Source organism: Pseudomonas sp. MF08831 (assembly GCF_059862645.1).
Genome location: NZ_JCBCUX010000007.1, coordinates 308,049 through 334,095, shown reverse-complemented (window position 1 = coordinate 334,095; position 26,047 = coordinate 308,049). Strand labels below are relative to the sequence as shown.

Genomic DNA, 26,047 nt, shown 5'->3' with positions numbered 1-26,047 from the left:
TCTTGACGACCATAGAGCATTGGAACCACCTGATCCCATCCCGAACTCAGCAGTGAAACGATGCATCGCCGATGGTAGTGTGGGGTTTCCCCATGTGAGAGTAGGTCATCGTCAAGATTAAATTCCAGAGCCCCTGTTTGCTAACGCAAACAGGGGCTTTGTTTTTGGCGGTCGAAAAGTGCAGGTATGAAGGCATCGCGATGCGCCAACGATAATGTGTGCTTTCCTGATAGGCCCAGCTCCCAAGCTCCCCGCTACCTCCGGGCCATGGGCGCTAAATCCCGGCCTTTCTATGCAATGGCCTTGCGCATGGCTATCATGCGTGCCTCATTGTGAGGCGATACTTGCATGCTGACGTTGTTAGAACTTCTGAAAGATGGCCGATTTCATTCCGGAGAAGCGCTGGGTGCCGCCCTGGGTGTCAGCCGCAGTGCTGTTTGGAAGCAGCTCCAGCACCTTGAGGCAGAGCTGAATTTGCCCATTCATAAAATTCGCGGCAAGGGGTACCAGTTGGCTTCGCCGCTGGTGTTTCTGAGCAAGGAAGAGATTGCGGTGAATGCCGCTTCTTTGGCATGGCCCGTCCACATCTCTGACTCTATCGACTCCACTAATGCTGAAGCCTTGCGTCTTGTCGACGCAGGTGTTGCTGCGCCATTTCTGGTGCTTGCTGAGCAGCAGACGGCCGGCAGGGGGAGGCGGGGCCGCACGTGGGTGAGTCCATTCGCTCAGAATGTCTACTACAGCCTTGTATTGCGCATCGAGGGTGGGCTGCGGCAGCTGGAGGGTCTTAGTCTTGTAGTGGGATTGGCGGTCATGCAAGCGCTGCGTGATTCTGGTGTGCAGGGCGCGGCCCTGAAGTGGCCAAACGACGTCCTTGTAGGGCGCAAGAAAATTGCCGGCATCTTGCTTGAGTTGGTGGGTGACCCTGCAGACATCTGTCACGTGGTGATCGGGATAGGCATTAACGTGAACATGCAGCAAGCTGCCGAGGTAGATCAGCAGTGGACCTCAGTGCAATTGGAAACAGGTGCGCCCGTCGATCGTAATTACTTGGTTGCGCAGCTAAGCCTGCAGCTGCAAAGCCACTTGGAGCGCCATAAGGCCTTTGGCTTTAGTGCGTTGCAGGAGGAGTGGGAGCGAAATCATTTGTGGCAGGGTAGGGCTGTGACTCTCATTGCAGGCGTCAATCAGATTGATGGGATTGTGCTGGGGATTGATCACCAGGGCGCGCTGCGTCTGAATGTCGATGGTGTTGAGAAAATATATAGCGGTGGTGAGTTAAGCCTGAGGCTGCGCGATGATTCTTGAGCTCGACTGTGGAAATAGCTTTATCAAGTGGCGGGTGCTCGATGCGCGGAGCATTAGCGCCTGCGCAGAGGGTGTTGTCGGTTCAGATCTCGCATTAATAGAAAGTCTGACCGCAATTCCGGGTCTGCTGCTCACGCGATGCCGTCTGGTGAGCGTTCGTGCTTCAGAGGAAACGGGAAAGTTGGTTGAGGCATTGCAGGAGGCATTTGGTGTCACAGTGGCCTGCGCTGCCTCAGCGAGAGAAATGGCGGGAGTGCGCAACGGTTATGAAGAGTACGAGCGCCTCGGGCTTGATCGCTGGTTAGCAATGCTTGGCGGTTTCAAGTTGGCGCCGGGTGCTTGCTTGGTGCTCGACTTCGGTACCGCCGCGACTGCGGACTTTATCGCTGCTGACGGTGAGCATCTAGGAGGCTTTATATGCCCTGGAATGCCCCTGATGCGCAGTCAGCTGCGAACACACACCCGCAAGATTCGCTACGACGATGCCGCAGCAGAGCAGGCCATGGAGCATCTTTCCCCAGGTCGAACCACCGTTGAGGCCGTTGAGCGTGGCTGCACGCTCATGCTTCGGGGGTTTGTATTAACCCAGCTTGAGTTGGCTCGGCGTTATTGGGGGGAAGATTTCACCGTCTTCCTGACGGGCGGGGATGCTGACCTGGTCTCGGATGCCGTACCACAGGCTCGCTTTGTTCCGGATCTGGTCTTTGTGGGACTGGCGATGGCGTGCCCTTTGTACTGAGGTTTTTTATGCGTTGGCTGTTTTTGCTCTTGCTCGTTCTCAATGCCTTCTATTACATCTGGCATCAACAAGAGGCGCCGTTGCGCGCTAAGGACGTTACGCCTCTGAGCCTCTATCGCGGCTCTCAGCAGGACATCCGGCTGTTGAGTGAGTCTTCTGATTCGGTTGTCCGCCGTGACCGGGCAAGCGCCCCTGAGCCGCAAAATACATGCTTGTACATAGGTGGCTTTGCTGATCAGCGACAAGCGCAGTTGCTTGAGCAGCGTCTCATGAGCCTGGATATAAAGGTCAAGGTGCAACTGCTCAATGTACCTGGCACTACCGGCTATTGGCTGCGCGTGTCCCCTGAAAGCAGGCGACTGGCCGATGATCTGCCCTTTGAAAACCTTGCTAAGGAATTCAATGAGTTAAAACATAAAATAATGTTGTGCGAAGGCGTTGCAAGTGTCGAATAGTTTGCATAGAATGGCGCCCGCTTCGCAGTGAAGACCTTCACGGTCTACAGCGTGAAGCGAAGGTCAACGCAGCTAACCTCATATTTTTAATGAGAAAATGCTTGACAGAAGGCCGGCGTGATGTAGAATGCCGGCTCGCTTAGGAGGGGTTCCCGAGCGGCCAAAGGGATCAGACTGTAAATCTGACGTCTACGACTTCGAAGGTTCGAATCCTTCCCCCTCCACCATTTTTAGCGTGAGCTGCAAGCTCCGCGGGTATAGTTTAGTGGTAGAACCTCAGCCTTCCAAGCTGATGATGCGGGTTCGATTCCCGCTACCCGCTCCAAGTTTGCAGGTTGTGCACGGTGTTTTGCTCTTGTAGCTCAGTTGGTAGAGCACACCCTTGGTAAGGGTGAGGTCAGCGGTTCAAATCCGCTCAAGAGCTCCATATAACAAGGCAGATATGAAAATATCTGCCTTTGTTTTAACAGCTGACTCGGCTTGATAGTGTTCTGCCTGGCGTGAATGTCGGGTGATTTCAAGTCTCTAGGGGTTGGTTGTTGTAAAGTCTTTTTCAGGCCTGCATAATGGTCGGCCTGATTTTGTTTTAGGTCAGTAGCTCAATTGGCAGAGCGACGGTCTCCAAAACCGTAGGTTGGGGGTTCGATTCCCTCCTGACCTGCCAGATTCACGTGGTGTGTCTGGCTTTCTTTTCACAGGATCTTCATAGATGACTCCTAAGGCTGAAGCTCAAAGCTCTCGTTTCGATCTGGTCAAGTGGCTTGCTGTAGTCGCATTGGTGGTCGTAGGCGTTGTTGGCAATCAGTACTATTCTGCTTCGCCGATCCTGTACCGCGTACTCGCTTTGCTTGCCCTTGCTGCTGTAGCTGCCTTTGTAGGCCTGCAGACTGCCAAAGGCAAGTCTTTCGCAGTCCTGGTAAAGGAAGCTCGCACAGAAATCCGTAAAGTCGTTTGGCCGACTCGCCAAGAAACCACGCAGACCACGTTGATTGTTGTGGCTGTTGTTCTGGTTATGGCGTTGCTGTTGTGGGGGCTTGATTCCCTGCTCGGCTGGCTTGTTTCCTTGATTGTTGGCTAAGGGTGTCCCGTGGCTAAGCGTTGGTACGTTGTGCATGCTTACTCGGGTTACGAGAAGCATGTCATGCGCTCTTTGCTAGAGCGCGTAAAGCTGGCAGGCATGGAAGATGGCTTCGGCGAAATTCTGGTTCCCACTGAAGAAGTGGTTGAAATGCGGAATGGCCAAAAGCGTAAAAGCGAACGCAAGTTCTTCCCTGGCTACGTGCTGGTTCAGATGGACATGAATGAAGGTACTTGGCACTTGGTCAAGGACACTCCTCGTGTCATGGGTTTCATCGGCGGTACTGCTGATAAGCCTGCTCCGATCACCGACAAAGAAGCAGAAGCGATTCTGCGTCGTGTTGCTGACGGCAGCGACAAACCTAAGCCGAAGACGTTGTTCGAGCCGGGTGAGGTTGTTCGTGTCACAGATGGTCCGTTTGCTGATTTCAACGGCACTGTCGAAGAAGTTAACTACGAAAAGAGCCGGATCCAAGTGGCGGTGCTCATTTTCGGTCGCTCTACTCCGGTAGAGCTGGAGTTCAGCCAGGTCGAAAAGGTCTAGCTGAGCAAGCATCCCAACCCCGCAGCCATAGGCTGTGGGGTTTTGTCGTCACTGGGATAAACGCGCAAGTAACCGGGGAGCCTTTCGAGGCGTTTGAACCCGTAATTGGAGTGCCTCATGGCCAAGAAGATTACCGCTTACATCAAGCTGCAAGTGAAGGCCGCTCAGGCCAACCCAAGTCCACCTGTCGGCCCGGCTCTGGGTCAGCACGGCGTGAACATCATGGAATTCTGCAAGGCCTTCAACGCCCGTACTCAGGGTCTTGAGCCAGGTCTGCCGACTCCAGTGATCATCACTGTATACAGCGACCGTAGCTTCACTTTCGAAACCAAGTCGACCCCGGCTTCGGTTTTGCTGAAGAAGGCTGCAGGTCTGACTAGCGGTTCCGCTCGTCCTAACACCGTTAAGGTTGGCACCGTAACTCGTGCTCAGCTGGAAGAAATCGCGAAAACCAAAAACGCGGATCTGACTGCAGCTGATATGGATGCAGCCGTGCGTACCATCGCCGGTTCTGCTCGTAGCATGGGCCTTAACGTGGAGGGTGTGTAATGGCTAAGCTGACCAAGCGCCAAAAGGCTATCGCCGGCAAAATCGAAGCAGGCAAGGCCTACAACTTTGTAGACGCTGCTGCCCTGCTGACCGAGCTGTCGACTGTCAAGTTCAGCGAGTCCGTTGACGTTGCTGTAAACCTGGGTGTTGACCCACGTAAATCCGACCAGGTCGTTCGTAGCGCTACTGTGCTGCCACACGGTACTGGCAAGACTGTACGTGTTGCTGTCTTCACCCAAGGCCCGGCAGCTGAAGCTGCTCTGGCCGCCGGCGCCGACCGCGTTGGCATGGACGACCTGGCTGCCGAAATGAAAGGCGGCGACCTGAACTACGACGTAGTTATTGCCTCCCCGGATGCAATGCGCGTTGTAGGTCAGTTGGGTCAGATCCTCGGTCCACGTGGTCTGATGCCTAACCCTAAAGTCGGCACCGTAACGCCAGACGTAGCTACCGCGGTTAAAAACGCCAAGGCTGGTCAGGTTCGTTATCGCACCGACAAAAACGGCATCATTCACACCTCCGTTGGCAAAGTCGGCTTCGATGCCGTCAAGCTGAAGGAAAACGTTGAAGCCCTGATCGCTGATCTGAAGCGTATCAAGCCAGCTTCCTCGAAAGGTATCTACGTTAAGCGCGTTACCCTGAGCACCACTATGGGCCCAGGTCTGGTCATCGACCAAGGCTCGCTGGACGTATAAGACACAAGTTGGCGCGAGCGATCGCGCTGATTGAAAAAATTGGGGTCCCTGCCTGGCGGGGGCTATCCAAGACCGTAGGCGGCGCAAGTCTTAAACCACAAGCCTACGCAGATGGTGCTCCCGGTTCCTTACCGAATCAGACACCAAAACGACATCCGGCTTCGGCCAGATGAAACGGTAACAAGCAGGAGTTAAACCCGTGGCAATTAATCTCGAAGACAAGAAGGCCATCGTCGCTGAAGTCAACGAGGCTGCCAAAGCTGCTCTGTCCGCTGTCGTGGCTGATGCCCGTGGTGTGACAGTAGGCGCTATGACCGGACTCCGTAAAGAGGCTCGTGAAGCTGGCGTATACGTACGTGTTGTACGTAACACCCTGCTCAAGCGCGCTGTTGCTGACACTGAATACAGTGTCCTCAACGACGTGTTCACCGGCCCGACTCTGATCGCGTTCTCCAAAGAACATCCAGGCGCTGCTGCCCGTTTGTTCAAGGAATTCGCCAAGAGTCAGGATAAGTTCGAGATCAAGGCAGCTGCGTTCGAGGGCAAGTTCCTCGCAGCTAACCAAATCGACGTACTGGCAACACTGCCGACCCGTAACGAAGCTATTTCGCAGCTGATGAGCGTGATTCAAGGCGCTACCAGCAAGCTGGCTCGTACTCTGGCTGCAGTTCGCGAGCAAAAAGAAGCTGCCGCAGCCTAAGGCTGAGCACCTCCTTTCGCGTATTTTTGTTTATTTCGATGGCCGCGTAGGCCGTCCCCCAATTCAGGAAATACAGTAATGTCTATCTCCCAAGAAGATATCCTCAACGCCGTAGCTGAAATGTCGGTTCTGCAGGTTGTTGAGCTGATCAAAGCTTTCGAAGAAAAATTCGGCGTTTCCGCTGCCGCTGCTTCCGCTGGCCCAGCTGTTGCTGCTGTTGCTGCTGAAGAGCAAACCGAATTCAACGTCATGCTGCTGGAAGCTGGCGAGAAGAAAGTAAACGTGATCAAGGCAGTTCGTGAACTGACCGGTCTGGGCCTGAAAGAAGCCAAGGCTGTAGTTGACGGCGCTCCTGCCCAGGTTCTGGAAGCAGTGTCCAAAGACGCAGCTGACAAAGCCAAAGCAGTGCTGGAAGAAGCAGGCGCTAAAGTCGAGCTGAAGTAAGCATCGACCTTGCGTCTCCAGCCCAAGCGTTAAGCTGAAGGCTGATGGCTGGTGGCTCTTGCCACCGGCCTTTTTCCGTTCTTGGCTGTCGACTCGGTCGCCGCCACTAACGCGCTGTAGCCACCCGATGCGGTGGTGCAAACCATGGGGTTTGCGAGATTTTCTGGCTGCTCCCGTCGGGAGGGGCCAAACAAGCAGGTGACCAAGCTGGGGAACGCTGATGGCTTACTCATATACTGAGAAAAAACGTATCCGCAAGGACTTTAGCAAGTTGCCGGACGTCATGGATGTCCCGTACCTTCTGGCTATCCAGCTGGATTCGTATCGTGAATTCTTGCAAGCGGGAGCGACTAAAGATCAGTTCCGCGACGTGGGCCTGCATGCGGCCTTCAAATCCGTTTTCCCGATCATCAGCTACTCCGGCAATGCTGCGCTGGAGTACGTCGGTTATCGCCTGGGCGAACCGGCATTTGATGTCAAAGAATGCGTGTTGCGCGGTGTTACGTACGCCGTACCTTTGCGGGTAAAAGTCCGTCTGATCATTTTCGACAAAGAATCGTCGAACAAAGCGATCAAGGACATCAAAGAGCAAGAAGTCTACATGGGCGAAATCCCATTGATGACTGAAAACGGTACCTTCGTTATTAACGGTACCGAGCGCGTTATCGTTTCCCAGCTGCACCGTTCCCCGGGCGTGTTCTTTGACCACGACCGCGGCAAGACGCACAGCTCCGGTAAGCTCCTGTACTCCGCGCGGATCATTCCGTACCGCGGTTCGTGGTTGGACTTCGAGTTCGACCCGAAAGACTGCGTGTTCGTGCGTATCGACCGTCGTCGCAAGCTGCCGGCCTCGGTACTGCTGCGCGCGCTCGGCTATACCACCGAGCAAGTGCTGGATGCCTTCTACACCACCAACGTGTTCAGCCTGAAGGATGAAACCCTCAGCCTGGAACTGATTGCTTCGCGTCTGCGTGGTGAAATTGCTGTCCTGGATATCCAGGATGAAAACGGCAAGGTCATCGTTGAAGCCGGCCGCCGTATTACTGCGCGCCACATCAACCAGATCGAAAAAGCCGGTATCAAGTCGCTGGACGTGCCTTTGGACTACGTCCTGGGTCGCACCACCGCCAAGGTCATCGTTCACCCGGCGACAGGTGAAATCCTGGCTGAGTGCAACACCGAGCTGAACACCGAGATCCTGGCAAAAATCGCCAAGGCCCAGGTTGTTCGCATCGAGACGCTGTACACCAACGACATCGACTGCGGTCCGTTCATCTCCGACACACTGAAGATCGACTCCACCAGCAACCAATTGGAAGCGCTGGTCGAGATCTATCGCATGATGCGTCCTGGTGAGCCACCAACCAAAGACGCTGCCGAGACCCTGTTCAACAACCTGTTCTTCAGCCCTGAGCGCTATGACCTGTCTGCGGTCGGCCGGATGAAGTTCAACCGTCGTATCGGTCGTACCGAGATCGAAGGTTCGGGCGTGTTGTGCAAGGAAGACATCGTCGCGGTACTGAAGACTCTGGTCGACATCCGTAACGGTAAAGGCATCGTCGATGACATCGACCACCTGGGTAACCGTCGTGTTCGCTGCGTAGGCGAAATGGCTGAGAACCAGTTCCGCGTTGGCCTGGTACGTGTAGAGCGTGCGGTCAAAGAGCGTCTGTCGATGGCTGAAAGCGAAGGCCTGATGCCGCAAGACCTGATCAACGCCAAGCCAGTGGCTGCGGCGGTGAAAGAGTTCTTCGGTTCCAGCCAGCTCTCGCAGTTCATGGACCAGAACAACCCGCTCTCCGAGATCACCCACAAGCGCCGTGTTTCCGCACTGGGCCCGGGCGGTTTGACGCGTGAGCGTGCAGGCTTTGAAGTTCGTGACGTTCACCCGACGCACTACGGTCGTGTTTGCCCGATCGAAACGCCGGAAGGTCCGAACATCGGTCTGATCAACTCCCTGGCCGCTTATGCGCGCACTAACCAGTACGGTTTCCTCGAGAGCCCGTACCGCGTAGTGAAAGACGCTCTGGTCACCGACGAGATCGTGTTCCTGTCCGCCATCGAAGAAGCTGATCACGTGATCGCTCAGGCTTCGGCCACGATGAACGACAAGAAAGTCCTGATCGACGAGCTGGTAGCTGTTCGTCACTTGAACGAGTTCACCGTTAAGGCGCCGGAAGACGTCACCTTGATGGACGTTTCGCCCAAGCAGGTAGTTTCTGTTGCAGCGTCGCTGATCCCGTTCCTGGAACACGATGACGCCAACCGTGCGTTGATGGGTTCCAACATGCAGCGTCAAGCTGTACCGACTCTGCGTGCTGACAAGCCGCTGGTAGGTACCGGCATGGAGCGTAACGTAGCGCGTGACTCCGGCGTTTGCGTCGTGGCTCGTCGTGGCGGCGTGATTGACTCTGTTGATGCCAGCCGTATCGTGGTTCGTGTTGCCGATGACGAAGTTGAAACTGGCGAAGCCGGTGTCGACATCTACAACCTGACCAAATACACCCGCTCGAACCAGAACACCTGCATCAACCAGCGTCCGCTGGTGAGCAAGGGTGATCGCGTTCAGCGTAGCGACATCATGGCCGACGGCCCGTCCACCGACATGGGTGAACTGGCTCTGGGTCAGAACATGCGCATCGCGTTCATGGCATGGAACGGCTTCAACTTCGAAGACTCCATCTGCCTGTCCGAGCGTGTTGTTCAAGAAGACCGTTTCACCACGATCCACATTCAGGAACTGACCTGTGTGGCACGTGACACCAAGCTTGGGCCAGAGGAAATCACTGCAGACATCCCGAACGTGGGTGAAGCTGCACTGAACAAACTGGACGAAGCCGGTATCGTTTACGTAGGTGCTGAAGTTGGCGCAGGCGACATCCTGGTCGGTAAGGTCACTCCGAAAGGCGAGACCCAACTGACGCCGGAAGAGAAGCTGTTGCGTGCCATCTTCGGTGAAAAAGCCAGCGACGTTAAAGACACCTCCCTGCGTGTACCTACCGGTACCAAGGGTACTGTCATCGACGTACAGGTCTTCACCCGTGACGGCGTCGAGCGTGATGCTCGTGCACTGTCTATCGAGAAGACTCAACTCGACGAGATCCGCAAGGATCTGAACGAAGAGTTCCGTATCGTTGAAGGCGCGACCTTCGAACGTCTGCGTTCCGCTCTGGTAGGCCACAAGGCCGAAGGCGGCGCAGGTCTGAAGAAAGGTCAGGACATCACCGACGAAATCCTCGACGGTCTTGAGCACGGCCAGTGGTTCAAACTGCGCATGGCTGAAGATGCTCTGAACGAGCAGCTCGAGAAGGCTCAGGCCTACATCGTTGATCGTCGCCGTCTGCTGGACGACAAGTTCGAAGACAAGAAGCGCAAACTGCAGCAGGGCGATGACCTGGCTCCAGGCGTGCTGAAAATCGTCAAGGTTTACCTGGCAATCCGTCGCCGCATCCAGCCGGGCGACAAGATGGCCGGTCGTCACGGTAACAAAGGTGTGGTCTCCGTGATCATGCCGGTTGAAGACATGCCGCACGATGCCAATGGCACCCCGGTCGACGTCGTCCTCAACCCGTTGGGCGTACCTTCGCGTATGAACGTTGGTCAGATCCTTGAAACCCACCTGGGCCTCGCGGCCAAAGGTCTGGGCGAGAAGATCAACCGTATGATCGAAGAGCAGCGCAAGGTCGCAGACCTGCGTAAGTTCCTGCACGAGATCTACAACGAGATCGGCGGTCGCAACGAAGAGCTGGACACCTTCTCCGACCAGGAAATCCTGGACCTGGCGAAGAACCTGCGCGGCGGCGTTCCAATGGCTACCCCGGTGTTCGACGGTGCCAAGGAAAGCGAAATCAAGGCCATGCTGAAACTGGCAGACCTGCCAGAAAGCGGCCAGATGCAGCTGTTCGACGGCCGTACCGGCAATAAGTTTGAGCGCCCGGTTACTGTTGGCTACATGTACATGCTGAAGCTGAACCACTTGGTAGACGACAAGATGCACGCTCGTTCTACCGGTTCGTACAGCCTGGTTACCCAGCAGCCGCTGGGTGGTAAGGCTCAGTTCGGTGGTCAGCGTTTCGGGGAGATGGAGGTCTGGGCACTGGAAGCATACGGTGCTGCTTACACTCTGCAAGAAATGCTCACAGTGAAGTCGGACGATGTGAACGGTCGGACCAAGATGTACAAAAACATCGTGGACGGCGATCACCGTATGGAGCCGGGCATGCCCGAGTCCTTCAACGTGTTGATCAAAGAAATTCGTTCCCTCGGCATCGATATCGATCTGGAAACCGAATAACACGTGACGCGAATCGAGAGCGGGGCTGTTTAGCCCGCTCTCTGCTCCGCCAGGAGGAAAGGCCTTGAAAGACCTACTGAATTTGCTGAAAAACCAGGGTCAAGTCGAAGAGTTCGACGCCATCCGTATTGGATTGGCATCGCCTGAGATGATCCGTTCGTGGTCGTTCGGTGAAGTTAAAAAGCCGGAAACCATTAACTACCGTACGTTCAAACCTGAGCGTGACGGCCTGTTCTGCGCCAAGATCTTTGGCCCGGTAAAGGATTACGAGTGCCTGTGCGGTAAGTACAAGCGCTTGAAGCACCGTGGTGTGATCTGCGAGAAGTGCGGCGTTGAAGTTGCGCTGGCTAAAGTTCGTCGTGAGCGCATGGCGCACATCGAGCTGGCGTCGCCGGTTGCCCACATCTGGTTCCTGAAATCGCTGCCGTCCCGTATCGGCTTGCTGATGGACATGACCCTGCGTGATATCGAACGCGTTCTCTATTTCGAGAGCTATGTCGTTATCGATCCAGGCATGACCACCCTTGAAAAAGGTCAGCTGCTGAACGACGAGCAGTACTTCGAAGCGCTGGAAGAGTTCGGCGACGATTTCGATGCCCGCATGGGTGCCGAAGCTGTCCGTGAACTGCTGCACGCGATCGACCTGGAACACGAGATTGGCCGTCTGCGTGAAGAAATTCCGCAAACCAACTCCGAAACCAAAATCAAGAAACTGTCCAAGCGTCTGAAGTTGATGGAAGCCTTCCAGGGTTCCGGCAACTTGCCAGAATGGATGGTGCTGACCGTTCTGCCGGTTCTGCCGCCAGACCTGCGTCCGCTGGTACCGTTGGATGGCGGTCGCTTCGCGACTTCCGACCTCAACGACCTGTACCGCCGTGTGATCAACCGTAACAACCGCTTGAAGCGTTTGCTCGATCTGTCCGCTCCGGACATCATCGTGCGCAACGAAAAGCGTATGTTGCAAGAAGCTGTCGACGCCTTGCTCGACAACGGTCGTCGTGGCCGCGCTATCACCGGTTCGAACAAGCGTCCTCTGAAATCCTTGGCTGACATGATCAAGGGTAAGCAAGGTCGTTTCCGTCAGAACTTGCTCGGTAAGCGTGTTGACTACTCCGGTCGTTCGGTAATTACCGTAGGCCCGACCCTGCGTCTGCACCAGTGCGGTCTGCCTAAGAAGATGGCACTTGAACTGTTCAAGCCATTCATCTTCGGCAAGCTGGAAATGCGCGGTCTCGCGACCACCATCAAAGCGGCCAAGAAAATGGTCGAGCGCGAACTGCCAGAGGTTTGGGACGTTCTCGCTGAAGTGATCCGCGAACACCCGGTTCTCCTCAACCGTGCACCGACCCTTCACCGTCTGGGTATCCAGGCGTTTGAACCGGTACTGATCGAAGGTAAGGCTATCCAGCTGCACCCTCTGGTCTGTGCTGCGTACAACGCCGACTTCGACGGCGACCAAATGGCCGTGCACGTACCGCTGACACTGGAAGCTCAGTTGGAAGCGCGTGCGTTGATGATGTCGACCAACAACATTCTGTCGCCAGCCAACGGTGAGCCAATCATCGTTCCGTCTCAGGACGTTGTATTGGGTCTGTATTACATGACCCGTGAAGCGATCAACGCCAAAGGCGAAGGTCGTGTGTTCGCTGACCTGCAGGAAGTTGACCGTGTGTTCCGTGCCGGCGAAGCCGCACTGCACGCCAAGGTCAAAGTGCGGATCAACGAAACCGTCAACGACCGTGACGGCGGCAGCGTGACCAACACCCGTATCGTCGACACCACTGTCGGCCGTGCGCTGTTGTATCAAGTTGTGCCAAAAGGCCTGTCGTACGACGTCGTCAACCTGCCAATGAAGAAAAAGGCGATCTCCAAGCTGATCAACCAGTGCTACCGCGTGGTTGGTTTGAAAGAGACCGTGATCTTCGCTGACCAGTTGATGTACACCGGTTTTGCTTACTCGACTATTTCCGGCGTTTCCATCGGTGTTAACGACTTCGTTATCCCGGATGAAAAAGCTCAGATCATCGGTGCTGCTACCGATGAAGTGAAAGAAATCGAGAGCCAGTACGCCTCCGGCCTGGTAACTCAGGGCGAGAAGTACAACAAAGTGATCGACCTTTGGTCCAAGGCCAACGACGAAGTGTCGAAGGCGATGATGGCAAACCTCTCGAAAGAGAAGGTTATCGACCGTCATGGCGTAGAAGTCGATCAAGAGTCGTTCAACTCGATGTACATGATGGCCGACTCGGGCGCACGGGGTTCTGCTGCGCAGATCCGTCAGCTCGCCGGTATGCGTGGCCTGATGGCCAAGCCGGATGGTTCCATCATCGAGACGCCGATTACTGCGAACTTCCGTGAAGGTTTGAGCGTACTTCAGTACTTCATCTCCACTCACGGTGCTCGTAAGGGTCTTGCGGATACCGCGTTGAAAACCGCTAACTCCGGTTACCTGACGCGTCGTCTGGTAGACGTTGCACAAGACTTGGTTGTGACTGAAGTTGACTGCGGCACCGAACACGGTCTGCTGATGACTCCGCACATCGAAGGCGGCGACGTTGTAGAGCCGTTGGGTGAGCGCGTACTGGGTCGAGTAATCGCCCGTGACGTATTCAAGCCAGGTACCGAGGAAATTATCGTTCCTGCCGGCACTCTGGTAGACGAGAAGTGGGTCGAGTTCATCGAACTCAACAGCATCGACGAAGTGATTGTTCGCTCGCCGATCAGCTGCGAAACCCGCTACGGCATTTGCGCCAAGTGCTACGGCCGTGACTTGGCTCGTGGTCACCAGGTGAACATCGGTGAAGCGGTCGGCGTTATCGCTGCCCAGTCCATCGGTGAGCCGGGTACCCAGCTGACCATGCGTACGTTCCACATCGGTGGTGCGGCAAGCCGGACCTCCGCAGCCGACAGCGTTCAGGTGAAGAATGGCGGTACCGTCCGTCTGCACAACCTGAAACACGTTGAGCGAGTGGATGGCCACCTGGTTGCTGTATCCCGTTCCGGTGAGCTGGCAATCGCTGATGACTACGGTCGTGAGCGTGAGCGTTACAAGCTGCCGTACGGTGCTGTGATCTCGGTTAAAGAAGGTGACAAGGTCGACGCTGGCGCAATCGTGGCCAAGTGGGATCCGCACACTCACCCAATCGTTACCGAAATGAAAGGTACCGTGACCTACGTGGGCATGGAAGAAGGCATCACGATCAAGCGTCAGACTGACGAATTGACCGGTATGACCAACATTGAAGTACTCGACGCGAAAGATCGTCCAGCTGCCGGTAAGGACATCCGTCCTGCCGTGAAGATGGTCGATGACAACGGCAAGGACTTGTTGCTGCCAGGCACTGACGTAATCGCTCAGTACTTCCTGCCAGCCAACGCCCTGGTCGGTGTAGCGGATGGTGCGAAGATCGCGATCGGTGATGTTATCGCGCGTATCCCGCAAGAAACTTCGAAGACCCGTGACATCACCGGTGGTCTGCCGCGTGTTGCCGACTTGTTCGAAGCTCGTCGTCCGAAAGAAGCGTCGATTCTGGCTGAAGTCAGCGGCACCATCGCGTTCGGTAAAGAGACCAAGGGCAAGCGCCGTCTGGTTATTACTCCGAACGACGGTAGCGATCCGTATGAAGAGCTGATTCCGAAGTGGCGTCACCTGAACGTCTTCGAAGGCGAGCAGGTAAACCGCGGCGAAGTTATCTCCGACGGCCCGAGCGATCCACACGACATCCTGCGTTTGCTGGGTGTGAGTGCGCTGGCCAAGTACATCGTTAACGAGATCCAGGACGTTTACCGTCTGCAAGGCGTGAAGATCAACGATAAGCACATCGAGACCATCCTGCGTCAGATGCTGCGTAAAGTTGAAATCGCTGAATCCGGCGATTCCAGTTTCATCAAGGGCGACCAGATGGAACTGACTCACGTATTGGTAGAAAACGAACGTCTGGGCGCGGAAGACAAATTTGTCTCCAAGTTCACTCGTGTGTTGCTGGGTATCACCAAGGCGTCGTTGTCCACTGAGTCGTTCATCTCGGCGGCCTCCTTCCAGGAGACCACTCGCGTACTGACCGAAGCAGCGGTAACCGGCAAGCGCGATTACCTGCGCGGCCTGAAAGAGAACGTGGTCGTGGGTCGTTTGATCCCGGCAGGTACCGGTTTGGCTTACCACAGCGAGCGCAAACGCCGCCGTGATGCTGACAAGCCGCTGCGCGTAAGCGCCAGTGAAGTGGAAGCTGCACTGACCGAAGCGCTGAACTCAAGCGGTAACTGAGTTCTGCGGTAAATAAGTCTGGGCCCTGGCAGCCCCCATTCGTCGGATCGAGGCAATTTTGCCCCGGTTCGATGAGAGGGGAGGTCGGGGCCTTGCCTTGACTGGGGGCAAGATCCTCTTTAGACTCTTGTACCCCTAAATTTGGCGGGAATTCGTTCCTGCCATTTTGCTTTTCTTGCAAGACAATAGCGTCGCAAGACAACAGTGGAGCTAGTAGATGGCAACTATCAACCAGCTGGTACGTCAGCCGCGTAAGCGTATCGTCGAGAAATCCGACGTACCTGCGCTGCAGAACTGCCCGCAACGTCGTGGCGTATGCACTCGCGTGTATACCACTACGCCGAAAAAACCTAACTCGGCACTGCGTAAAGTATGCCGTGTGCGCCTGACCAACGGTTTCGAGGTTTCCTCGTACATCGGCGGTGAAGGCCACAACCTGCAAGAGCACAGCGTGGTACTGATCCGCGGCGGTCGTGTAAAAGACTTGCCAGGTGTTCGTTACCACACCGTACGCGGCTCCTTGGATACTTCCGGCGTTAAAGGTCGTAACCAGGGTCGTTCGAAGTACGGTACCAAGAAGCCTAAGTAGTAGCGGCTTTTTGTAAAACTGAATCATCTTATTTTCTGAGTCGATAAGAGTAAGGTCGGAGGCGTCCCGAAAGGGCACTGATTCCGAGCGAACCTGAAGACCGTTTGAGGGCTTATCCATGCCAAGAAGACGCGTAGCAGCCAAGCGCGAAGTGCTTGACGATCCAAAATACGGAAGCCAAATTCTGGCCAAGTTCATGAACCACGTGATGGAAAGCGGCAAGAAAGCCGTTGCCGAGCGTATCGTTTATGGCGCGCTGGAAAAGGTTAAAGAACGCAAGAACAGCGACCCCCTGGAAATCTTCGAGAAAGCTCTCGACGCCATCGCTCCGCTGGTCGAAGTGAAGTCGCGCCGTGTAGGCGGTGCTACTTACCAGGTTCCGGTCGAAGTTCGTCCGTCCCGTCGTAACGCTCTGGCAATGCGCTGGTTGGTAGACTTCGCCCGTAAGCGCGGCGAGAAGTCTATGGCTCTGCGTTTGGCTGGCGAACTGTTGGACGCTGCTGAAGGTAAAGGTGCTGCTGTTAAGAAGCGTGAAGACGTGCACCGTATGGCTGAAGCTAACAAAGCTTTCTCGCACTACCGCTTCTAATCTTAGCTTCACTAATTTTGCGAGGGCTTTATGGCTCGTACTACTCCGATTAGCCGCTACCGTAACATCGGTATCGTTGCTCACGTGGATGCTGGTAAAACCACCACCACCGAGCGCGTACTGTTTTACACCGGCAAAAGTCACAAAATGGGCGAGGTGCATGACGGCGCCGCGACCACAGACTGGATGGTTCAGGAGCAGGAGCGTGGTATTACCATTACTTCTGCTGCTATTACCGCCTTCTGGAAAGGTTCCGAGAAGCAGTACAAAGACGAGCACCGCTTCAACGTAATCGATACCCCAGGCCACGTAGACTTCACCATTGAAGTTGAGCGTTCCCTGCGTGTACTCGACGGCGCTGTCGTTGTGTTCTGCGGTACCTCGGGTGTTGAGCCTCAGTCGGAAACCGTATGGCGTCAAGCCAACAAATACGGCGTTCCACGTCTTGTTTACGTAAACAAGATGGACCGTGCTGGCGCTAACTTCCTGCGCGTGATCGGTCAGATCAAGCAGCGTCTGGGTCATACTCCGGTGCCAATCCAATTGGCTATCGGTTCCGAAGACAACTTCCAAGGTCAGATCGACCTGATCAACATGGAAGCTGTTTACTGGAATGATTCCGACAAAGGTATGGTTCCTGTTCGTAAGCCTATCCCTGCAGAACTGCAGGAACTGGCTGACGAGTGGCGCAACAACATGGTTGAGGCTGCTGCCGAAGCCAGCGAAGAGCTGATGAACAAGTACCTCGAAGGTGAAGAGCTCACCAACGCGGAAATCAAGGCCGCTCTGCGTCAGCGTACTATCGCTGGTGAAATCGTCCTGGCTGTTTGCGGTTCCTCGTTCAAGAACAAGGGTGTTCCCCTGGTTCTCGATGCTGTGATCGACTACCTGCCTGCTCCAACTGACATTCCTGCTATCAAGGGTACCAACCCTGATAACGAGGAAGAAGAAATGGAGCGTCATGCAGACGACAGCGAGCCGTTCTCGGCCCTGGCGTTCAAGATCGCTACCGACCCATTCGTGGGTACCTTGACCTTCGTCCGCGTTTACTCGGGCGTGTTGGCATCCGGCGACGGCGTGATCAACTCGGTTAAAGGTAAGAAAGAGCGCGTGGGTCGTATGGTGCAAATGCACGCAAACGCCCGTGAAGAGATCAAGGAAGTACGCGCTGGTGACATCGCGGCCCTGATCGGCATGAAGGACGTCACCACGGGTGAGACTTTGTGCGACGCTGCTAAGCCAATCATCCTGGTTCGCATGGACTTCCCGGAGCCGGTTATTTCGGTTGCCGTAGAGCCTAAGACCAAGGATGACCAGGAAAAAATGGGTATCGCTCTGGGCAAACTTGCTCAGGAAGATCCATCTTTCCGCGTCAAGACTGATGAAGAGACTGGTCAAACGATCATCTCCGGCATGGGCGAGCTGCACCTGGACATCCTGGTTGACCGGATGCGCCGTGAGTTCAACGTCGAAGCCAACATCGGTAAGCCTCAGGTTTCCTATCGTGAGCGCATCACGAAGAACTGTGAAATCGAAGGCAAGTTCGTTCGTCAGTCCGGCGGTCGTGGTCAGTTCGGTCACTGCTGGATCCGTTTTGCTCCTGCTGACGAAGGTCAGGAAGGTCTGCAATTCGTGAACGAAGTAGTTGGTGGTGTTGTTCCTAAGGAATACATCCCGGCTATCCAGAAGGGTATCGAAGAGCAGATGAAGAACGGTGTTGTTGCCGGCTATCCGCTGATCGGCCTGAAAGCAACCGTTTTTGACGGTTCTTACCACGACGTCGACTCCAACGAGATGGCGTTTAAGGTGGCTGCTTCCATGGCAACCAAGCAACTGGCCCAGAAGGGCGGTGGTGAGTTGCTTGAGCCAATCATGGCGGTAGAAGTTGTTACACCTGAAGACTATATGGGTGATGTCATGGGCGACCTTAACCGTCGTCGCGGCATGATCTTGGGTATGGAAGACACGGTTTCCGGCAAGGTGATTCGCGCCGAGGTTCCGTTGGGTGAGATGTTCGGTTATGCGACCGACGTTCGCTCCATGTCTCAGGGTCGCGCAAGCTACTCTATGGAATTCAAAAAATACAACACAGCTCCGGCGCACATCGCTGAAACTGTATCCAAAAAACAAGGCTGATTCAGTCCTTTAGGCAAGGAGTTAATTGTCGTGGCTAAAGAAAAATTTGATCGTTCCCTACCGCACGTCAACGTTGGCACCATCGGTCACGTTGACCACGGTAAAACCACTCTGACTGCTGCTCTGACTCGCGTTTGCTCCGAAGTATTCGGTTCCGCAATCGTTGATTTCGATAAAATCGACAGCGCACCAGAAGAGAAAGCTCGTGGTATCACCATCAACACCGCGCACGTTGAATACAACTCGCTGATCCGTCACTACGCTCACGTTGACTGCCCAGGTCACGCTGACTATGTGAAGAACATGATCACCGGTGCTGCCCAGATGGACGGCGCAATTCTGGTTTGCTCGGCCGCTGATGGTCCGATGCCACAAACCCGTGAGCACATCCTGCTGTCCCGTCAGGTAGGCGTTCCGTACATCGTGGTTTACCTGAACAAGGCTGACCTGGTAGACGACGCTGAGCTGCTGGAACTGGTTGAGATGGAAGTGCGCGATCTGCTGAGCACTTACGACTTCCCAGGCGACGACACTCCGATCATCATCGGTTCTGCTCGTATGGCTCTGGAAGGCAAAGACGATAACGAAATGGGCACCACGTCCGTTCGTAAACTGGTTGAAACTCTGGACAGCTACATCCCAGATCCAGTTCGTGTTATCGACAAGCCGTTCCTGATGCCAATCGAAGACGTATTCTCGATCTCCGGTCGCGGTACTGTTGTAACTGGTCGTATCGAGCGCGGTATCGTTAAGGTTCAAGATCCACTGGAAATCGTTGGTCTGCGTGACACTACCGTCACCACCTGCACCGGTGTTGAAATGTTCCGTAAGCTGCTCGACGAAGGTCGTGCTGGCGAGAACTGCGGCGTTCTGCTGCGTGGTACCAAGCGTGACGACGTTGAGCGTGGCCAGGTTCTGGTTAAGCCAGGTTCGGTTAAGCCGCACACCAAGTTCGAAGCTGAAGTGTACGTGCTGAGCAAAGAAGAAGGCGGTCGTCACACTCCGTTCTTCAAAGGCTACCGTCCACAGTTCTACTTCCGTACTACTGACGTGACTGGTAACTGCGAACTGCCGGAAGGCGTTGAAATGGTTATGCCAGGCGACAACATCAAAATGGTTGTTACCCTGATCAAAACCATCGCAATGGAAGACGGTCTGCGCTTCGCTATCCGTGAAGGCGGCCGTACCGTTGGTGCTGGCGTTGTAGCTAAAATCATCGAGTAATTATCTCTTCCGAGATAGCCTTGATGTTTTGAAGAGGCCCCCGCTCAGCGGGGGCCTTTTTTATTGGGTTGACACCTATCTGGGCCGTCTATAGAATTGCGCCTCCTTTTAACGGGCGTATTGCGCTCGCTGGGAATAGCAGCCGGAGTCTGAAATCCAATGCAAAATCAGCAAATCCGTATCAGGTTGAAGGCTTTTGACCATCGCCTGATCGACCAATCCACCCAGGAAATCGTGGAAACCGCGAAACGTACTGGTGCTCAAGTGCGTGGTCCAATTCCACTGCCTACCCGTAAAGAGCGGTTCACCGTTCTGGTCTCCCCGCACGTCAACAAAGACGCGCGTGACCAGTACGAGATCCGTACTCATAAGCGCGTACTGGACATCGTCCAGCCAACGGATAAAACCGTTGATGCACTTATGAAGCTCGATCTGGCGGCCGGTGTGGAAGTACAGATCAGCCTCGGCTAAGACTTGGGTCTTAGTCGTGTAACGCTCTGAAATGGGCGGCCATAGCGGGTGAAAGCCCCGTACACTCATGAGGTTTACAACATGACTATTGGTGTAGTCGGTCGTAAATGCGGTATGACCCGTATTTTCACCGAAGAAGGTGTCTCCATTCCGGTCACGGTCATTGAGATCGAACCGAATCGCGTCACCCAGTTCAAAACTGAAGAAACCGATGGCTATCGTGCAGTGCAAGTCACTGTCGGCGAGCGTCGTGCTTCGCGCGTGACTGCTGCTCAAGCAGGTCACTTCGCTAAAGCAAACGTTGCAGCTGGTCGCACTGTTATGGAGTTCCGTCTCGAAGACGGCGACTACCAGGCTGGCGATCTGATCAATGCTGAAATCTTCGCCGCTGGTCAACTGGTTGATGTAACCGGTCAGTCCAAAGGTAAAGGCTTCCAGGGTACGATCAAGCGTTGGAATTTCCGTGGTCAAGACAACACTCACGGTAACTCCGTTTCCCACCGCGTCCCGGGCTCTATTGGCCAGTGCCAGACTCCTGGTCGTGTATTCAAGGGCAAAAAAATGTCCGGTCATATGGGCGCTGAGCGCGTGACCGTGCAGTCCCTCGAAGTAGTGCGCGTCGACGCTGAACGCAATCTGTTGTTGGTCAAGGGTGCTGTTCCTGGCGCTACTGGCGGCAACCTGGTTGTACGTCCAGCGGCCAAGGCTCGCGGTTAAGGGGAAGCTGACATGCAATTAAATGTAAATGACGCTCAAGCGATCGAAGTTTCCGAACTGACATTTGGCGGCGAATTCAACGAGACGCTGGTTCACCAAGCAGTCGTGGCCTACATGGCCGGCGGCCGTCAAGGTAGCAAGCAGCAAAAGACCCGTTCCGACGTACGTGGTGGCGGTAAGCGCCCTTGGCGTCAGAAAGGTACTGGCCGTGCTCGTGCCGGTACTATCCGTAGCCCAATCTGGCGTGGCGGCGGTACCACTTTCGCAGCTCGTCCTCAGGATCACACTCAGAAGCTCAACAAGAAGATGTATCGCGCAGCACTGCGCTCCATCCTTGCTGAACTCGTGCGTACTGATCGTCTGGTCGTGGTTCAGGACTTCGCTGTTGAAAGTCCAAAAACCAAAGATCTGCTGGGCAAACTGAACAACATGAGCCTGACCGACGTTTTGATCGTGTCCGAAGCTGTTGATCAGAACCTGTACCTGGCTGCTCGTAACCTGCCTCACGTTGATGTACGTGACGTGCAAGGTTCCGATCCAGTTAGTCTGATCGCATACGACAAGGTGTTGATCACCGTGTCGGCCGTGAAGAAATTCGAGGAGCTGCTGGGATGAACCAGGAACGCGTATTTAAAGTTCTGCTTGGCCCGCACGTTTCCGAAAAGGCTACGGTTCTGGCTGACAAGAAAGGCCAGTTCGTTTTCAAGGTTGCAACTGACGCAACCAAGCTGGAAATCAAGAAGGCCGTCGAAAGCCTGTTCAGCGTGAAAGTTGAGCGTGTTACTACCCTGAATGTTCTGGGTAAGAGCAAGCGCACTGCTCGCGGTCTGGGCAAGCGTAATGACTGGAAGAAGGCAGTTATCTCCCTTCAGCCAGGCCAAGATCTCGATTTCAGCAGCAGTGCTGAGTAAGGAAGGGGTGCATCATGGCAATCGTTAAATGCAAACCGACTTCCCCTGGCCGCCGTTTTGTGGTCAAGGTGGTCAACCAGGAGCTGCATAAAGGCGCTCCTCACGCACCGCTGCTCGAGAAGAAATCGAAGACTGGTGGTCGTAACAACAATGGTCGTATTACCACTCGTCACATCGGTGGTGGCCATAAGCAGCATTATCGTCTGGTCGACTTCCGTCGCAACGACAAAGATGGCATCGCTGCCACTGTCGAGCGTATCGAATACGATCCAAACCGTACTGCTCACATCGCTCTGCTGCTGTACGCAGATGGCGAGCGTCGCTACATCATCGCCCCTAAAGGCGTGAGCGCTGGCGACCAGCTGATCGCAGGTGCTCTGGCACCGATCAAGCCGGGCAACGCTCTGCAACTGCGCAACATTCCAGTTGGTAGCACCGTACACGGCATCGAATTGAAGCCAGGTAAAGGCGCGCAAATCGCTCGTTCCGCTGGTGCTTCGGCTCAGCTGATCGCTCGTGAAGGTGTCTACGTGACCCTGCGTCTGCGTTCTGGTGAGATGCGTAAAGTGCTGGCTGAATGCCGCGCGACCCTGGGTGAAGTCTCGAACTCCGAGCACAGCCTGCGTTCGCTGGGTAAAGCTGGTGCCAAACGCTGGCGTGGCGTTCGCCCAACCGTTCGTGGTGTTGCCATGAACCCGGTTGACCACCCACACGGTGGTGGTGAAGGTCGTACCTCTGGTGGTCGTCATCCGGTATCGCCATGGGGCTTCCCGACTAAGGGCGCGAAGACTCGTGGTAATAAGCGTACCGACAAAATGATCGTCCGTCGTCGCAAGTAAATAGAGGGATACGACAGTGCCACGTTCTCTGAAAAAAGGTCCTTTTATTGATCTTCACCTACTGAAGAAGATCGAAGTGGCGGCGGAAAAGAACGATCGCAAACCAGTTAAAACCTGGTCGCGTCGTTCGATGATCCTGCCACAAATGGTCGGTCTGACCATCGCAGTACACAACGGTCGTCAACACGTCCCAGTTCTCGTTAACGAAGACATGGTCGGCCACAAACTAGGCGAGTTTGCCGGTACCCGCACTTATCGTGGGCACGTGGCAGACAAGAAAGCCAAGCGTTAAGGGGTAAGGAAATGGAAGTAGCCGCTAAGTTGTCGGGCGCTCGAATCTCCGCCCAGAAAGCCCGCTTGGTCGCCGACCAGATCCGCGGGAAGAAGGTGGGCGAAGCGCTCAACCTGTTGGCTTTCAGCAGTAAGAAAGCCGCCGAGATCATGAAGAAAGTGCTGGAGTCGGCCGTAGCCAACGCCGAGCATAACGAAGGCGCAGACGTTGATGACCTGAAGGTCAGCACCGTTTTCGTCAACGAAGGGCGTTCGCTGAAGCGCATCATGCCACGTGCCAAAGGCCGTGCTGATCGCATCGTCAAGCGGTCTTGCCATATCACTGTCAAGGTTGCTGACAAGTAACGGAGTCGAAGAGATGGGTCAGAAAGTACATCCCATTGGCATTCGCCTGGGAATCGTCAAGGAGCACACCTCCGTCTGGTACGCAGACGGTCGGACTTATGCGGACTATTTGTTCGCTGATCTGAAGGTGCGTGAGTATCTCCAAGACAAACTAAAAAGCGCGTCCGTAAGCCGTATCGATATCCATCGTCCGGCACAAACTGCACGTATCACCATCCACACCGCTCGTCCAGGTATCGTTATCGGGAAGAAAGGTGAAGATGTTGAGAAACTGCGTCAGGACCTGACCAAGCAAATGGGTGTGCCTGTGCACATCAATATCGAAGAGATCCGCAAGCCGGAGCTCGACGGTATGCTGGTTGCGCAGAGCGTAGCTCAGCAGCTGGAGCGTCGCGTAATGTTCCGTCGCGCTATGAAGCGCGCCGTGCAGAACGCCATGCGCATTGGTGCCAAAGGCATCAAAATCCAAGTGAGCGGTCGTCTCGGCGGTGCTGAAATCGCACGTACTGAATGGTATCGCGAAGGTCGTGTGCCACTGCACACCCTGCGTGCCGACATCGACTATGCCAACTACGAAGCTCACACCACTTACGGTGTGATCGGTGTAAAGGTTTGGATCTTCAAAGGCGAAGTAATTGGTGGTCGCCAAGAAGAACTGAAACCACAAGCACCAGCGCCTCGTAAAAAAGCTGCTAAGTAAGGGGTACGCCAAATGTTGCAACCTAAGCGTACGAAGTTCCGCAAGCAGATGACAGGCCACAACCGTGGTCTGGCACAGCGCGGTAGCAAAGTCAGCTTCGGCGAGTTCGCGCTGAAGTCTGTAGCTCGTGGTCGTCTCACCGCTCGTCAGATCGAGTCAGCGCGTCGTGCTCTGACCCGTCACGTAAAACGTGGCGGCAAGATCTGGATCCGTGTATTCCCGGACAAGCCGATCTCCAAAAAGCCTCTCGAGGTTCGGATGGGTAAAGGTAAGGGTAACGTGGAATACTGGGTAGCCCAGATTCAGCCAGGCAAAGTCCTGTATGAAATCGAGGGTGTAACTGAAGAGCTGGCGCGTGAGGCTTTTGCCCTGGCTGCTGCAAAGCTGCCGCTCGCCACCGCCTTTGTTAAACGGACGGTGATGTGATGAAAGCGAATGAACTTCGTGAAAAATCCGCACAGCAGCTGAACGAGCAACTGCTCGGCTTGCTGCGCGACCAGTTCAATCTGCGTATGCAGAAAGCAACTGGCCAGTTGGGGCAGTCTCATCTGCTCTCGCAAGTTAAGCGTGACATCGCTCGCGTGAAGACTGTGCTCAACCAGCAGGCAGGTAAGTGATCATGGCTGAAGCCGAAAAGACTGTCCGTACGCTGACTGGCCGTGTTGTCAGCGACAAGATGGACAAAACCATCACCGTTTTGATCGAGCGTCGCGTTAAGCACCCGATCTACGGTAAATATGTTAAGCGTTCGACTAAGCTGCACGCGCACGACGAAACCAATCAGTGCCACATCGGCGACAAAGTCACTATTCGTGAAACTCGTCCGCTGGCCAAGACCAAGTCTTGGGCACTGGTTGATGTTCTCGAACGCGCTGTGGAAGTCTAAGGACTAGGGGTCGGAGAAATTATATGATTCAGACTCAATCCATGCTCGATGTGGCCGATAACAGCGGCGCTCGCCGTGTTATGTGCATCAAGGTGCTGGGTGGCTCCCATCGTCGTTACGCTGGTATCGGTGACATCATCAAGGTTACCGTCAAGGAAGCAATTCCTCGCGGTAAAGTGAAAAAAGGCCAAGTGATGACTGCTGTTGTAGTCCGCACTCGTCACGGCGTACGCCGTGCAGATGGCTCCATTATCCGCTTTGATGGCAACGCTGCTGTTCTTCTGAACAACAAGCAAGAGCCGATCGGCACCCGTATCTTTGGGCCAGTGACCCGTGAACTTCGTACTGAGAAGTTCATGAAGATCGTCTCGCTCGCCCCAGAAGTGCTGTAAGGAGATCCGACATGCAAAAGATTCGTCGTGACGACGAGATCATCGTGATCGCCGGCAAAGACAAAGGTAAGCGCGGTAAGGTGCTGAAGGTTCTTGCTGATGACCGTCTGGTCGTTGGTGGTCTGAACCTGGTCAAGCGTCATACCAAGCCTAACCCGATGTCGGGCGTACAGGGCGGTATCGTCGAGAAAGAAGCGCCACTGCACGCTTCTAACGTCGCCATCTTCAATGGCGAAACCAACAAGGCTGATCGTGTTGGTTTCAAAGTAGAAGACGGTAAGAAAATTCGTGTCTTCAAGTCGACCCAAAAAGCGGTTGATGCTTGAACACTGCTAGGTAGATAAGACCATGGCACGACTACAAGAGATTTACCGGAAGGAAATCGCCCCCAAGCTTAAGGAAGAACTTAAGCTCGGGAACGTGATGGAAGTTCCGCGCGTTACCAAAATCACCCTGAACATGGGTCTGGGCGAAGCGATCGGCGACAAAAAAGTCATCGAGCACGCTGTTGCTGACCTGGAAAAGATCACCGGTCAAAAAGTCGTTGTGACTTACGCTCGGAAATCCATCGCTGGCTTTAAAGTCCGTGAAGGTTGGCCGATCGGCGTCAAAGTGACTCTGCGCCGTGAGCGTATGTACGAATTCCTGGATCGTCTGCTGTCGATCTCCCTGCCTCGGGTCCGCGACTTCCGCGGCCTGAATGCCAAGTCCTTCGATGGTCGTGGTAACTACAGCATGGGCGTGAAAGAGCAGATCATCTTCCCGGAAATCGACTACGACAAGATCGATGCTCTCCGCGGTCTGGACATCACCCTGACCACCACTGCCAAGAACGATGATGAAGGTCGCGCCCTGTTGCGTGCTTTCAAATTCCCGTTCCGCAACTGA

At 54.9% G+C, this 26,047-nt stretch carries 29 protein-coding genes, 4 tRNA genes and 1 rRNA gene; all 34 read left to right on the top strand.

All coding sequences use genetic code 11. The features are described from left to right. Position 1 precedes the first annotated feature (1 nt). The 34 genes from rrf (at position 2) to rplE (ending at position 26,047) form a co-directional block, all read left to right on the top strand. Positions 2 to 117, top strand: a 5S ribosomal RNA gene (rrf, locus tag AC19YS_RS17600). Between the two features lie 231 nt (positions 118 to 348). Beyond that, positions 349 to 1,308 (top strand): bifunctional biotin--[acetyl-CoA-carboxylase] ligase/biotin operon repressor BirA, encoded by a 960-nt coding sequence (gene birA / locus AC19YS_RS17595; protein ID WP_124418574.1) that lies wholly within the window; start codon positions 349 to 351, stop codon positions 1,306 to 1,308. Continuing rightward, positions 1,298 to 2,047 carry a pantothenate kinase gene (locus AC19YS_RS17590; protein ID WP_200623972.1) on the top strand — a complete coding sequence of 250 codons (750 nt, stop codon included), beginning with the start codon at positions 1,298 to 1,300 and terminating at the stop codon, positions 2,045 to 2,047. The genes birA and AC19YS_RS17590 overlap by 11 nt, the downstream gene beginning before the upstream one ends. A gap of 8 nt (positions 2,048 to 2,055) precedes the next feature. Continuing rightward, positions 2,056 to 2,502: a hypothetical protein gene (locus AC19YS_RS17585; RefSeq protein ID WP_200623971.1), complete on the top strand. Its 447-nt coding sequence runs from the start codon at positions 2,056 to 2,058 to the stop codon at positions 2,500 to 2,502. Between the two features lie 142 nt (positions 2,503 to 2,644). Further along, a tRNA-Tyr gene (locus tag AC19YS_RS17580) sits at positions 2,645 to 2,729 on the top strand. Between the two features lie 24 nt (positions 2,730 to 2,753). After that, positions 2,754 to 2,827 (top strand) — tRNA-Gly (locus tag AC19YS_RS17575). A 26-nt stretch (positions 2,828 to 2,853) separates the two neighbouring features. Beyond that, positions 2,854 to 2,929, top strand: a tRNA-Thr gene (locus tag AC19YS_RS17570). 161 nt (positions 2,930 to 3,090) lie between these two features. After that, positions 3,091 to 3,166, top strand: a tRNA-Trp gene (locus AC19YS_RS17565). 45 nt (positions 3,167 to 3,211) lie between these two features. Continuing rightward, positions 3,212 to 3,580, top strand: coding sequence for a preprotein translocase subunit SecE (gene secE, locus AC19YS_RS17560; RefSeq protein ID WP_003194658.1), 369 nt, complete (start codon positions 3,212 to 3,214; stop codon positions 3,578 to 3,580). Positions 3,581 to 3,589: 9 nt separating this feature from the next. Beyond that, positions 3,590 to 4,123 carry a transcription termination/antitermination protein NusG gene (gene nusG / locus AC19YS_RS17555; protein WP_003176436.1) on the top strand — a complete coding sequence of 178 codons (534 nt, stop codon included), beginning with the start codon at positions 3,590 to 3,592 and terminating at the stop codon, positions 4,121 to 4,123. Positions 4,124 to 4,240: 117 nt separating this feature from the next. Beyond that, entirely contained in the window at positions 4,241 to 4,672 is a 432-nt protein-coding gene (rplK, locus tag AC19YS_RS17550) for a 50S ribosomal protein L11 (RefSeq protein ID WP_003176435.1), read from the top strand. Continuing rightward, entirely contained in the window at positions 4,672 to 5,367 is a 696-nt protein-coding gene (gene rplA, locus AC19YS_RS17545) for a 50S ribosomal protein L1 (RefSeq protein WP_003232403.1), read from the top strand. The genes rplK and rplA overlap by 1 nt, the downstream gene beginning before the upstream one ends. 199 nt (positions 5,368 to 5,566) lie before the next feature. Further along, positions 5,567 to 6,067: a 50S ribosomal protein L10 gene (rplJ, locus tag AC19YS_RS17540; RefSeq protein ID WP_010174464.1), complete on the top strand. Its 501-nt coding sequence runs from the start codon at positions 5,567 to 5,569 to the stop codon at positions 6,065 to 6,067. 78 nt (positions 6,068 to 6,145) lie between these two features. Beyond that, positions 6,146 to 6,511: a 50S ribosomal protein L7/L12 gene (gene rplL / locus AC19YS_RS17535; RefSeq protein WP_010566858.1), complete on the top strand. Its 366-nt coding sequence runs from the start codon at positions 6,146 to 6,148 to the stop codon at positions 6,509 to 6,511. Between the two features lie 220 nt (positions 6,512 to 6,731). Next, positions 6,732 to 10,805, top strand: coding sequence for a DNA-directed RNA polymerase subunit beta (gene rpoB / locus AC19YS_RS17530; RefSeq protein WP_053258275.1), 4,074 nt, complete (start codon positions 6,732 to 6,734; stop codon positions 10,803 to 10,805). 64 nt (positions 10,806 to 10,869) lie between these two features. Further along, positions 10,870 to 15,069, top strand: a complete 4,200-nt coding sequence (rpoC, locus tag AC19YS_RS17525; protein ID WP_015886137.1) for a DNA-directed RNA polymerase subunit beta' — start codon at positions 10,870 to 10,872, stop codon at positions 15,067 to 15,069. A gap of 217 nt (positions 15,070 to 15,286) precedes the next feature. Beyond that, entirely contained in the window at positions 15,287 to 15,658 is a 372-nt protein-coding gene (rpsL, locus tag AC19YS_RS17520) for a 30S ribosomal protein S12 (RefSeq protein WP_002555494.1), read from the top strand. A 118-nt stretch (positions 15,659 to 15,776) separates the two neighbouring features. Continuing rightward, positions 15,777 to 16,247, top strand: coding sequence for a 30S ribosomal protein S7 (gene rpsG / locus AC19YS_RS17515; protein WP_002555493.1), 471 nt, complete (start codon positions 15,777 to 15,779; stop codon positions 16,245 to 16,247). Between the two features lie 30 nt (positions 16,248 to 16,277). Continuing rightward, the gene (fusA, locus tag AC19YS_RS17510) at positions 16,278 to 18,383 is read left to right on the top strand and encodes an elongation factor G (protein WP_106580215.1); all 2,106 of its coding nucleotides are present in this window, start codon (positions 16,278 to 16,280) and stop codon (positions 18,381 to 18,383) included. 30 nt (positions 18,384 to 18,413) lie between these two features. Continuing rightward, entirely contained in the window at positions 18,414 to 19,607 is a 1,194-nt protein-coding gene (gene tuf / locus AC19YS_RS17505) for an elongation factor Tu (RefSeq protein WP_003176426.1), read from the top strand. 159 nt (positions 19,608 to 19,766) lie between these two features. Beyond that, entirely contained in the window at positions 19,767 to 20,078 is a 312-nt protein-coding gene (rpsJ, locus tag AC19YS_RS17500) for a 30S ribosomal protein S10 (RefSeq protein ID WP_003186070.1), read from the top strand. 81 nt (positions 20,079 to 20,159) lie between these two features. Continuing rightward, positions 20,160 to 20,795: a 50S ribosomal protein L3 gene (gene rplC, locus AC19YS_RS17495; RefSeq protein WP_003194649.1), complete on the top strand. Its 636-nt coding sequence runs from the start codon at positions 20,160 to 20,162 to the stop codon at positions 20,793 to 20,795. 12 nt (positions 20,796 to 20,807) lie between these two features. Next, positions 20,808 to 21,410 carry a 50S ribosomal protein L4 gene (rplD, locus tag AC19YS_RS17490; RefSeq protein WP_017135963.1) on the top strand — a complete coding sequence of 201 codons (603 nt, stop codon included), beginning with the start codon at positions 20,808 to 20,810 and terminating at the stop codon, positions 21,408 to 21,410. Then, on the top strand, positions 21,407 to 21,706 hold the full coding sequence (gene rplW / locus AC19YS_RS17485) for a 50S ribosomal protein L23 (RefSeq protein ID WP_002555488.1): 300 nt from the start codon (positions 21,407 to 21,409) through the stop codon (positions 21,704 to 21,706). The genes rplD and rplW overlap by 4 nt, the downstream gene beginning before the upstream one ends. Positions 21,707 to 21,720: 14 nt before the next feature. Continuing rightward, positions 21,721 to 22,545, top strand: coding sequence for a 50S ribosomal protein L2 (gene rplB, locus AC19YS_RS17480; RefSeq protein ID WP_003210080.1), 825 nt, complete (start codon positions 21,721 to 21,723; stop codon positions 22,543 to 22,545). A 16-nt stretch (positions 22,546 to 22,561) separates the two neighbouring features. Then, a complete protein-coding gene (rpsS, locus tag AC19YS_RS17475) occupies positions 22,562 to 22,837 on the top strand; it encodes a 30S ribosomal protein S19 (RefSeq protein WP_002555486.1) in 276 nt (91 codons plus the stop codon). Positions 22,838 to 22,848: 11 nt separating this feature from the next. Further along, entirely contained in the window at positions 22,849 to 23,181 is a 333-nt protein-coding gene (gene rplV, locus AC19YS_RS17470) for a 50S ribosomal protein L22 (RefSeq protein WP_003103908.1), read from the top strand. Positions 23,182 to 23,194: 13 nt separating this feature from the next. Next, a complete protein-coding gene (gene rpsC, locus AC19YS_RS17465; RefSeq protein ID WP_003176422.1) occupies positions 23,195 to 23,881 on the top strand; it encodes a 30S ribosomal protein S3 in 687 nt (228 codons plus the stop codon). A gap of 12 nt (positions 23,882 to 23,893) precedes the next feature. After that, positions 23,894 to 24,307 (top strand): 50S ribosomal protein L16, encoded by a 414-nt coding sequence (gene rplP / locus AC19YS_RS17460; RefSeq protein WP_003232424.1) that lies wholly within the window; start codon positions 23,894 to 23,896, stop codon positions 24,305 to 24,307. Further along, complete coding sequence (rpmC, locus tag AC19YS_RS17455) at positions 24,307 to 24,498, top strand: 50S ribosomal protein L29 (RefSeq protein WP_002555481.1); 192 nt, start codon at positions 24,307 to 24,309, stop codon at positions 24,496 to 24,498. The genes rplP and rpmC overlap by 1 nt, the downstream gene beginning before the upstream one ends. A gap of 2 nt (positions 24,499 to 24,500) precedes the next feature. Then, entirely contained in the window at positions 24,501 to 24,767 is a 267-nt protein-coding gene (rpsQ, locus tag AC19YS_RS17450; RefSeq protein WP_003176419.1) for a 30S ribosomal protein S17, read from the top strand. Positions 24,768 to 24,790: 23 nt separating this feature from the next. Then, positions 24,791 to 25,159, top strand: a complete 369-nt coding sequence (gene rplN, locus AC19YS_RS17445; protein WP_002555479.1) for a 50S ribosomal protein L14 — start codon at positions 24,791 to 24,793, stop codon at positions 25,157 to 25,159. A gap of 11 nt (positions 25,160 to 25,170) precedes the next feature. Then, positions 25,171 to 25,485 carry a 50S ribosomal protein L24 gene (gene rplX, locus AC19YS_RS17440; RefSeq protein WP_007896770.1) on the top strand — a complete coding sequence of 105 codons (315 nt, stop codon included), beginning with the start codon at positions 25,171 to 25,173 and terminating at the stop codon, positions 25,483 to 25,485. Positions 25,486 to 25,507: 22 nt separating this feature from the next. Continuing rightward, positions 25,508 to 26,047, top strand: coding sequence for a 50S ribosomal protein L5 (gene rplE / locus AC19YS_RS17435; protein WP_003194642.1), 540 nt, complete (start codon positions 25,508 to 25,510; stop codon positions 26,045 to 26,047).

Excerpts from the sequence above, each read along its gene's own strand:
- birA (WP_124418574.1), top strand. The coding sequence starts at position 349 with ATGCTGACGTTGTTAGAACTTCTGAAAGATGGCCGATTTCATTCCGGA.
- AC19YS_RS17590 (WP_200623972.1), top strand. The coding sequence starts at position 1,298 with ATGATTCTTGAGCTCGACTGTGGAAATAGCTTTATCAAGTGGCGGGTG.
- AC19YS_RS17585 (WP_200623971.1), top strand. The coding sequence starts at position 2,056 with ATGCGTTGGCTGTTTTTGCTCTTGCTCGTTCTCAATGCCTTCTATTAC.
- secE (WP_003194658.1), top strand. The coding sequence starts at position 3,212 with ATGACTCCTAAGGCTGAAGCTCAAAGCTCTCGTTTCGATCTGGTCAAG.
- rplK (WP_003176435.1), top strand. The coding sequence starts at position 4,241 with ATGGCCAAGAAGATTACCGCTTACATCAAGCTGCAAGTGAAGGCCGCT.
- rplA (WP_003232403.1), top strand. The coding sequence starts at position 4,672 with ATGGCTAAGCTGACCAAGCGCCAAAAGGCTATCGCCGGCAAAATCGAA.
- rplL (WP_010566858.1), top strand. The coding sequence starts at position 6,146 with ATGTCTATCTCCCAAGAAGATATCCTCAACGCCGTAGCTGAAATGTCG.
- rpoB (WP_053258275.1), top strand. The coding sequence starts at position 6,732 with ATGGCTTACTCATATACTGAGAAAAAACGTATCCGCAAGGACTTTAGC.
- rpsL (WP_002555494.1), top strand. The coding sequence starts at position 15,287 with ATGGCAACTATCAACCAGCTGGTACGTCAGCCGCGTAAGCGTATCGTC.
- rpsG (WP_002555493.1), top strand. The coding sequence starts at position 15,777 with ATGCCAAGAAGACGCGTAGCAGCCAAGCGCGAAGTGCTTGACGATCCA.
- fusA (WP_106580215.1), top strand. The coding sequence starts at position 16,278 with ATGGCTCGTACTACTCCGATTAGCCGCTACCGTAACATCGGTATCGTT.
- rpsJ (WP_003186070.1), top strand. The coding sequence starts at position 19,767 with ATGCAAAATCAGCAAATCCGTATCAGGTTGAAGGCTTTTGACCATCGC.
- rplC (WP_003194649.1), top strand. The coding sequence starts at position 20,160 with ATGACTATTGGTGTAGTCGGTCGTAAATGCGGTATGACCCGTATTTTC.
- rplD (WP_017135963.1), top strand. The coding sequence starts at position 20,808 with ATGCAATTAAATGTAAATGACGCTCAAGCGATCGAAGTTTCCGAACTG.
- rplW (WP_002555488.1), top strand. The coding sequence starts at position 21,407 with ATGAACCAGGAACGCGTATTTAAAGTTCTGCTTGGCCCGCACGTTTCC.
- rplB (WP_003210080.1), top strand. The coding sequence starts at position 21,721 with ATGGCAATCGTTAAATGCAAACCGACTTCCCCTGGCCGCCGTTTTGTG.
- rplV (WP_003103908.1), top strand. The coding sequence starts at position 22,849 with ATGGAAGTAGCCGCTAAGTTGTCGGGCGCTCGAATCTCCGCCCAGAAA.
- rpsC (WP_003176422.1), top strand. The coding sequence starts at position 23,195 with ATGGGTCAGAAAGTACATCCCATTGGCATTCGCCTGGGAATCGTCAAG.
- rplP (WP_003232424.1), top strand. The coding sequence starts at position 23,894 with ATGTTGCAACCTAAGCGTACGAAGTTCCGCAAGCAGATGACAGGCCAC.
- rpmC (WP_002555481.1), top strand. The coding sequence starts at position 24,307 with ATGAAAGCGAATGAACTTCGTGAAAAATCCGCACAGCAGCTGAACGAG.
- rpsQ (WP_003176419.1), top strand. The coding sequence starts at position 24,501 with ATGGCTGAAGCCGAAAAGACTGTCCGTACGCTGACTGGCCGTGTTGTC.
- rplN (WP_002555479.1), top strand. The coding sequence starts at position 24,791 with ATGATTCAGACTCAATCCATGCTCGATGTGGCCGATAACAGCGGCGCT.
- rplX (WP_007896770.1), top strand. The coding sequence starts at position 25,171 with ATGCAAAAGATTCGTCGTGACGACGAGATCATCGTGATCGCCGGCAAA.
- rplE (WP_003194642.1), top strand. The coding sequence starts at position 25,508 with ATGGCACGACTACAAGAGATTTACCGGAAGGAAATCGCCCCCAAGCTT.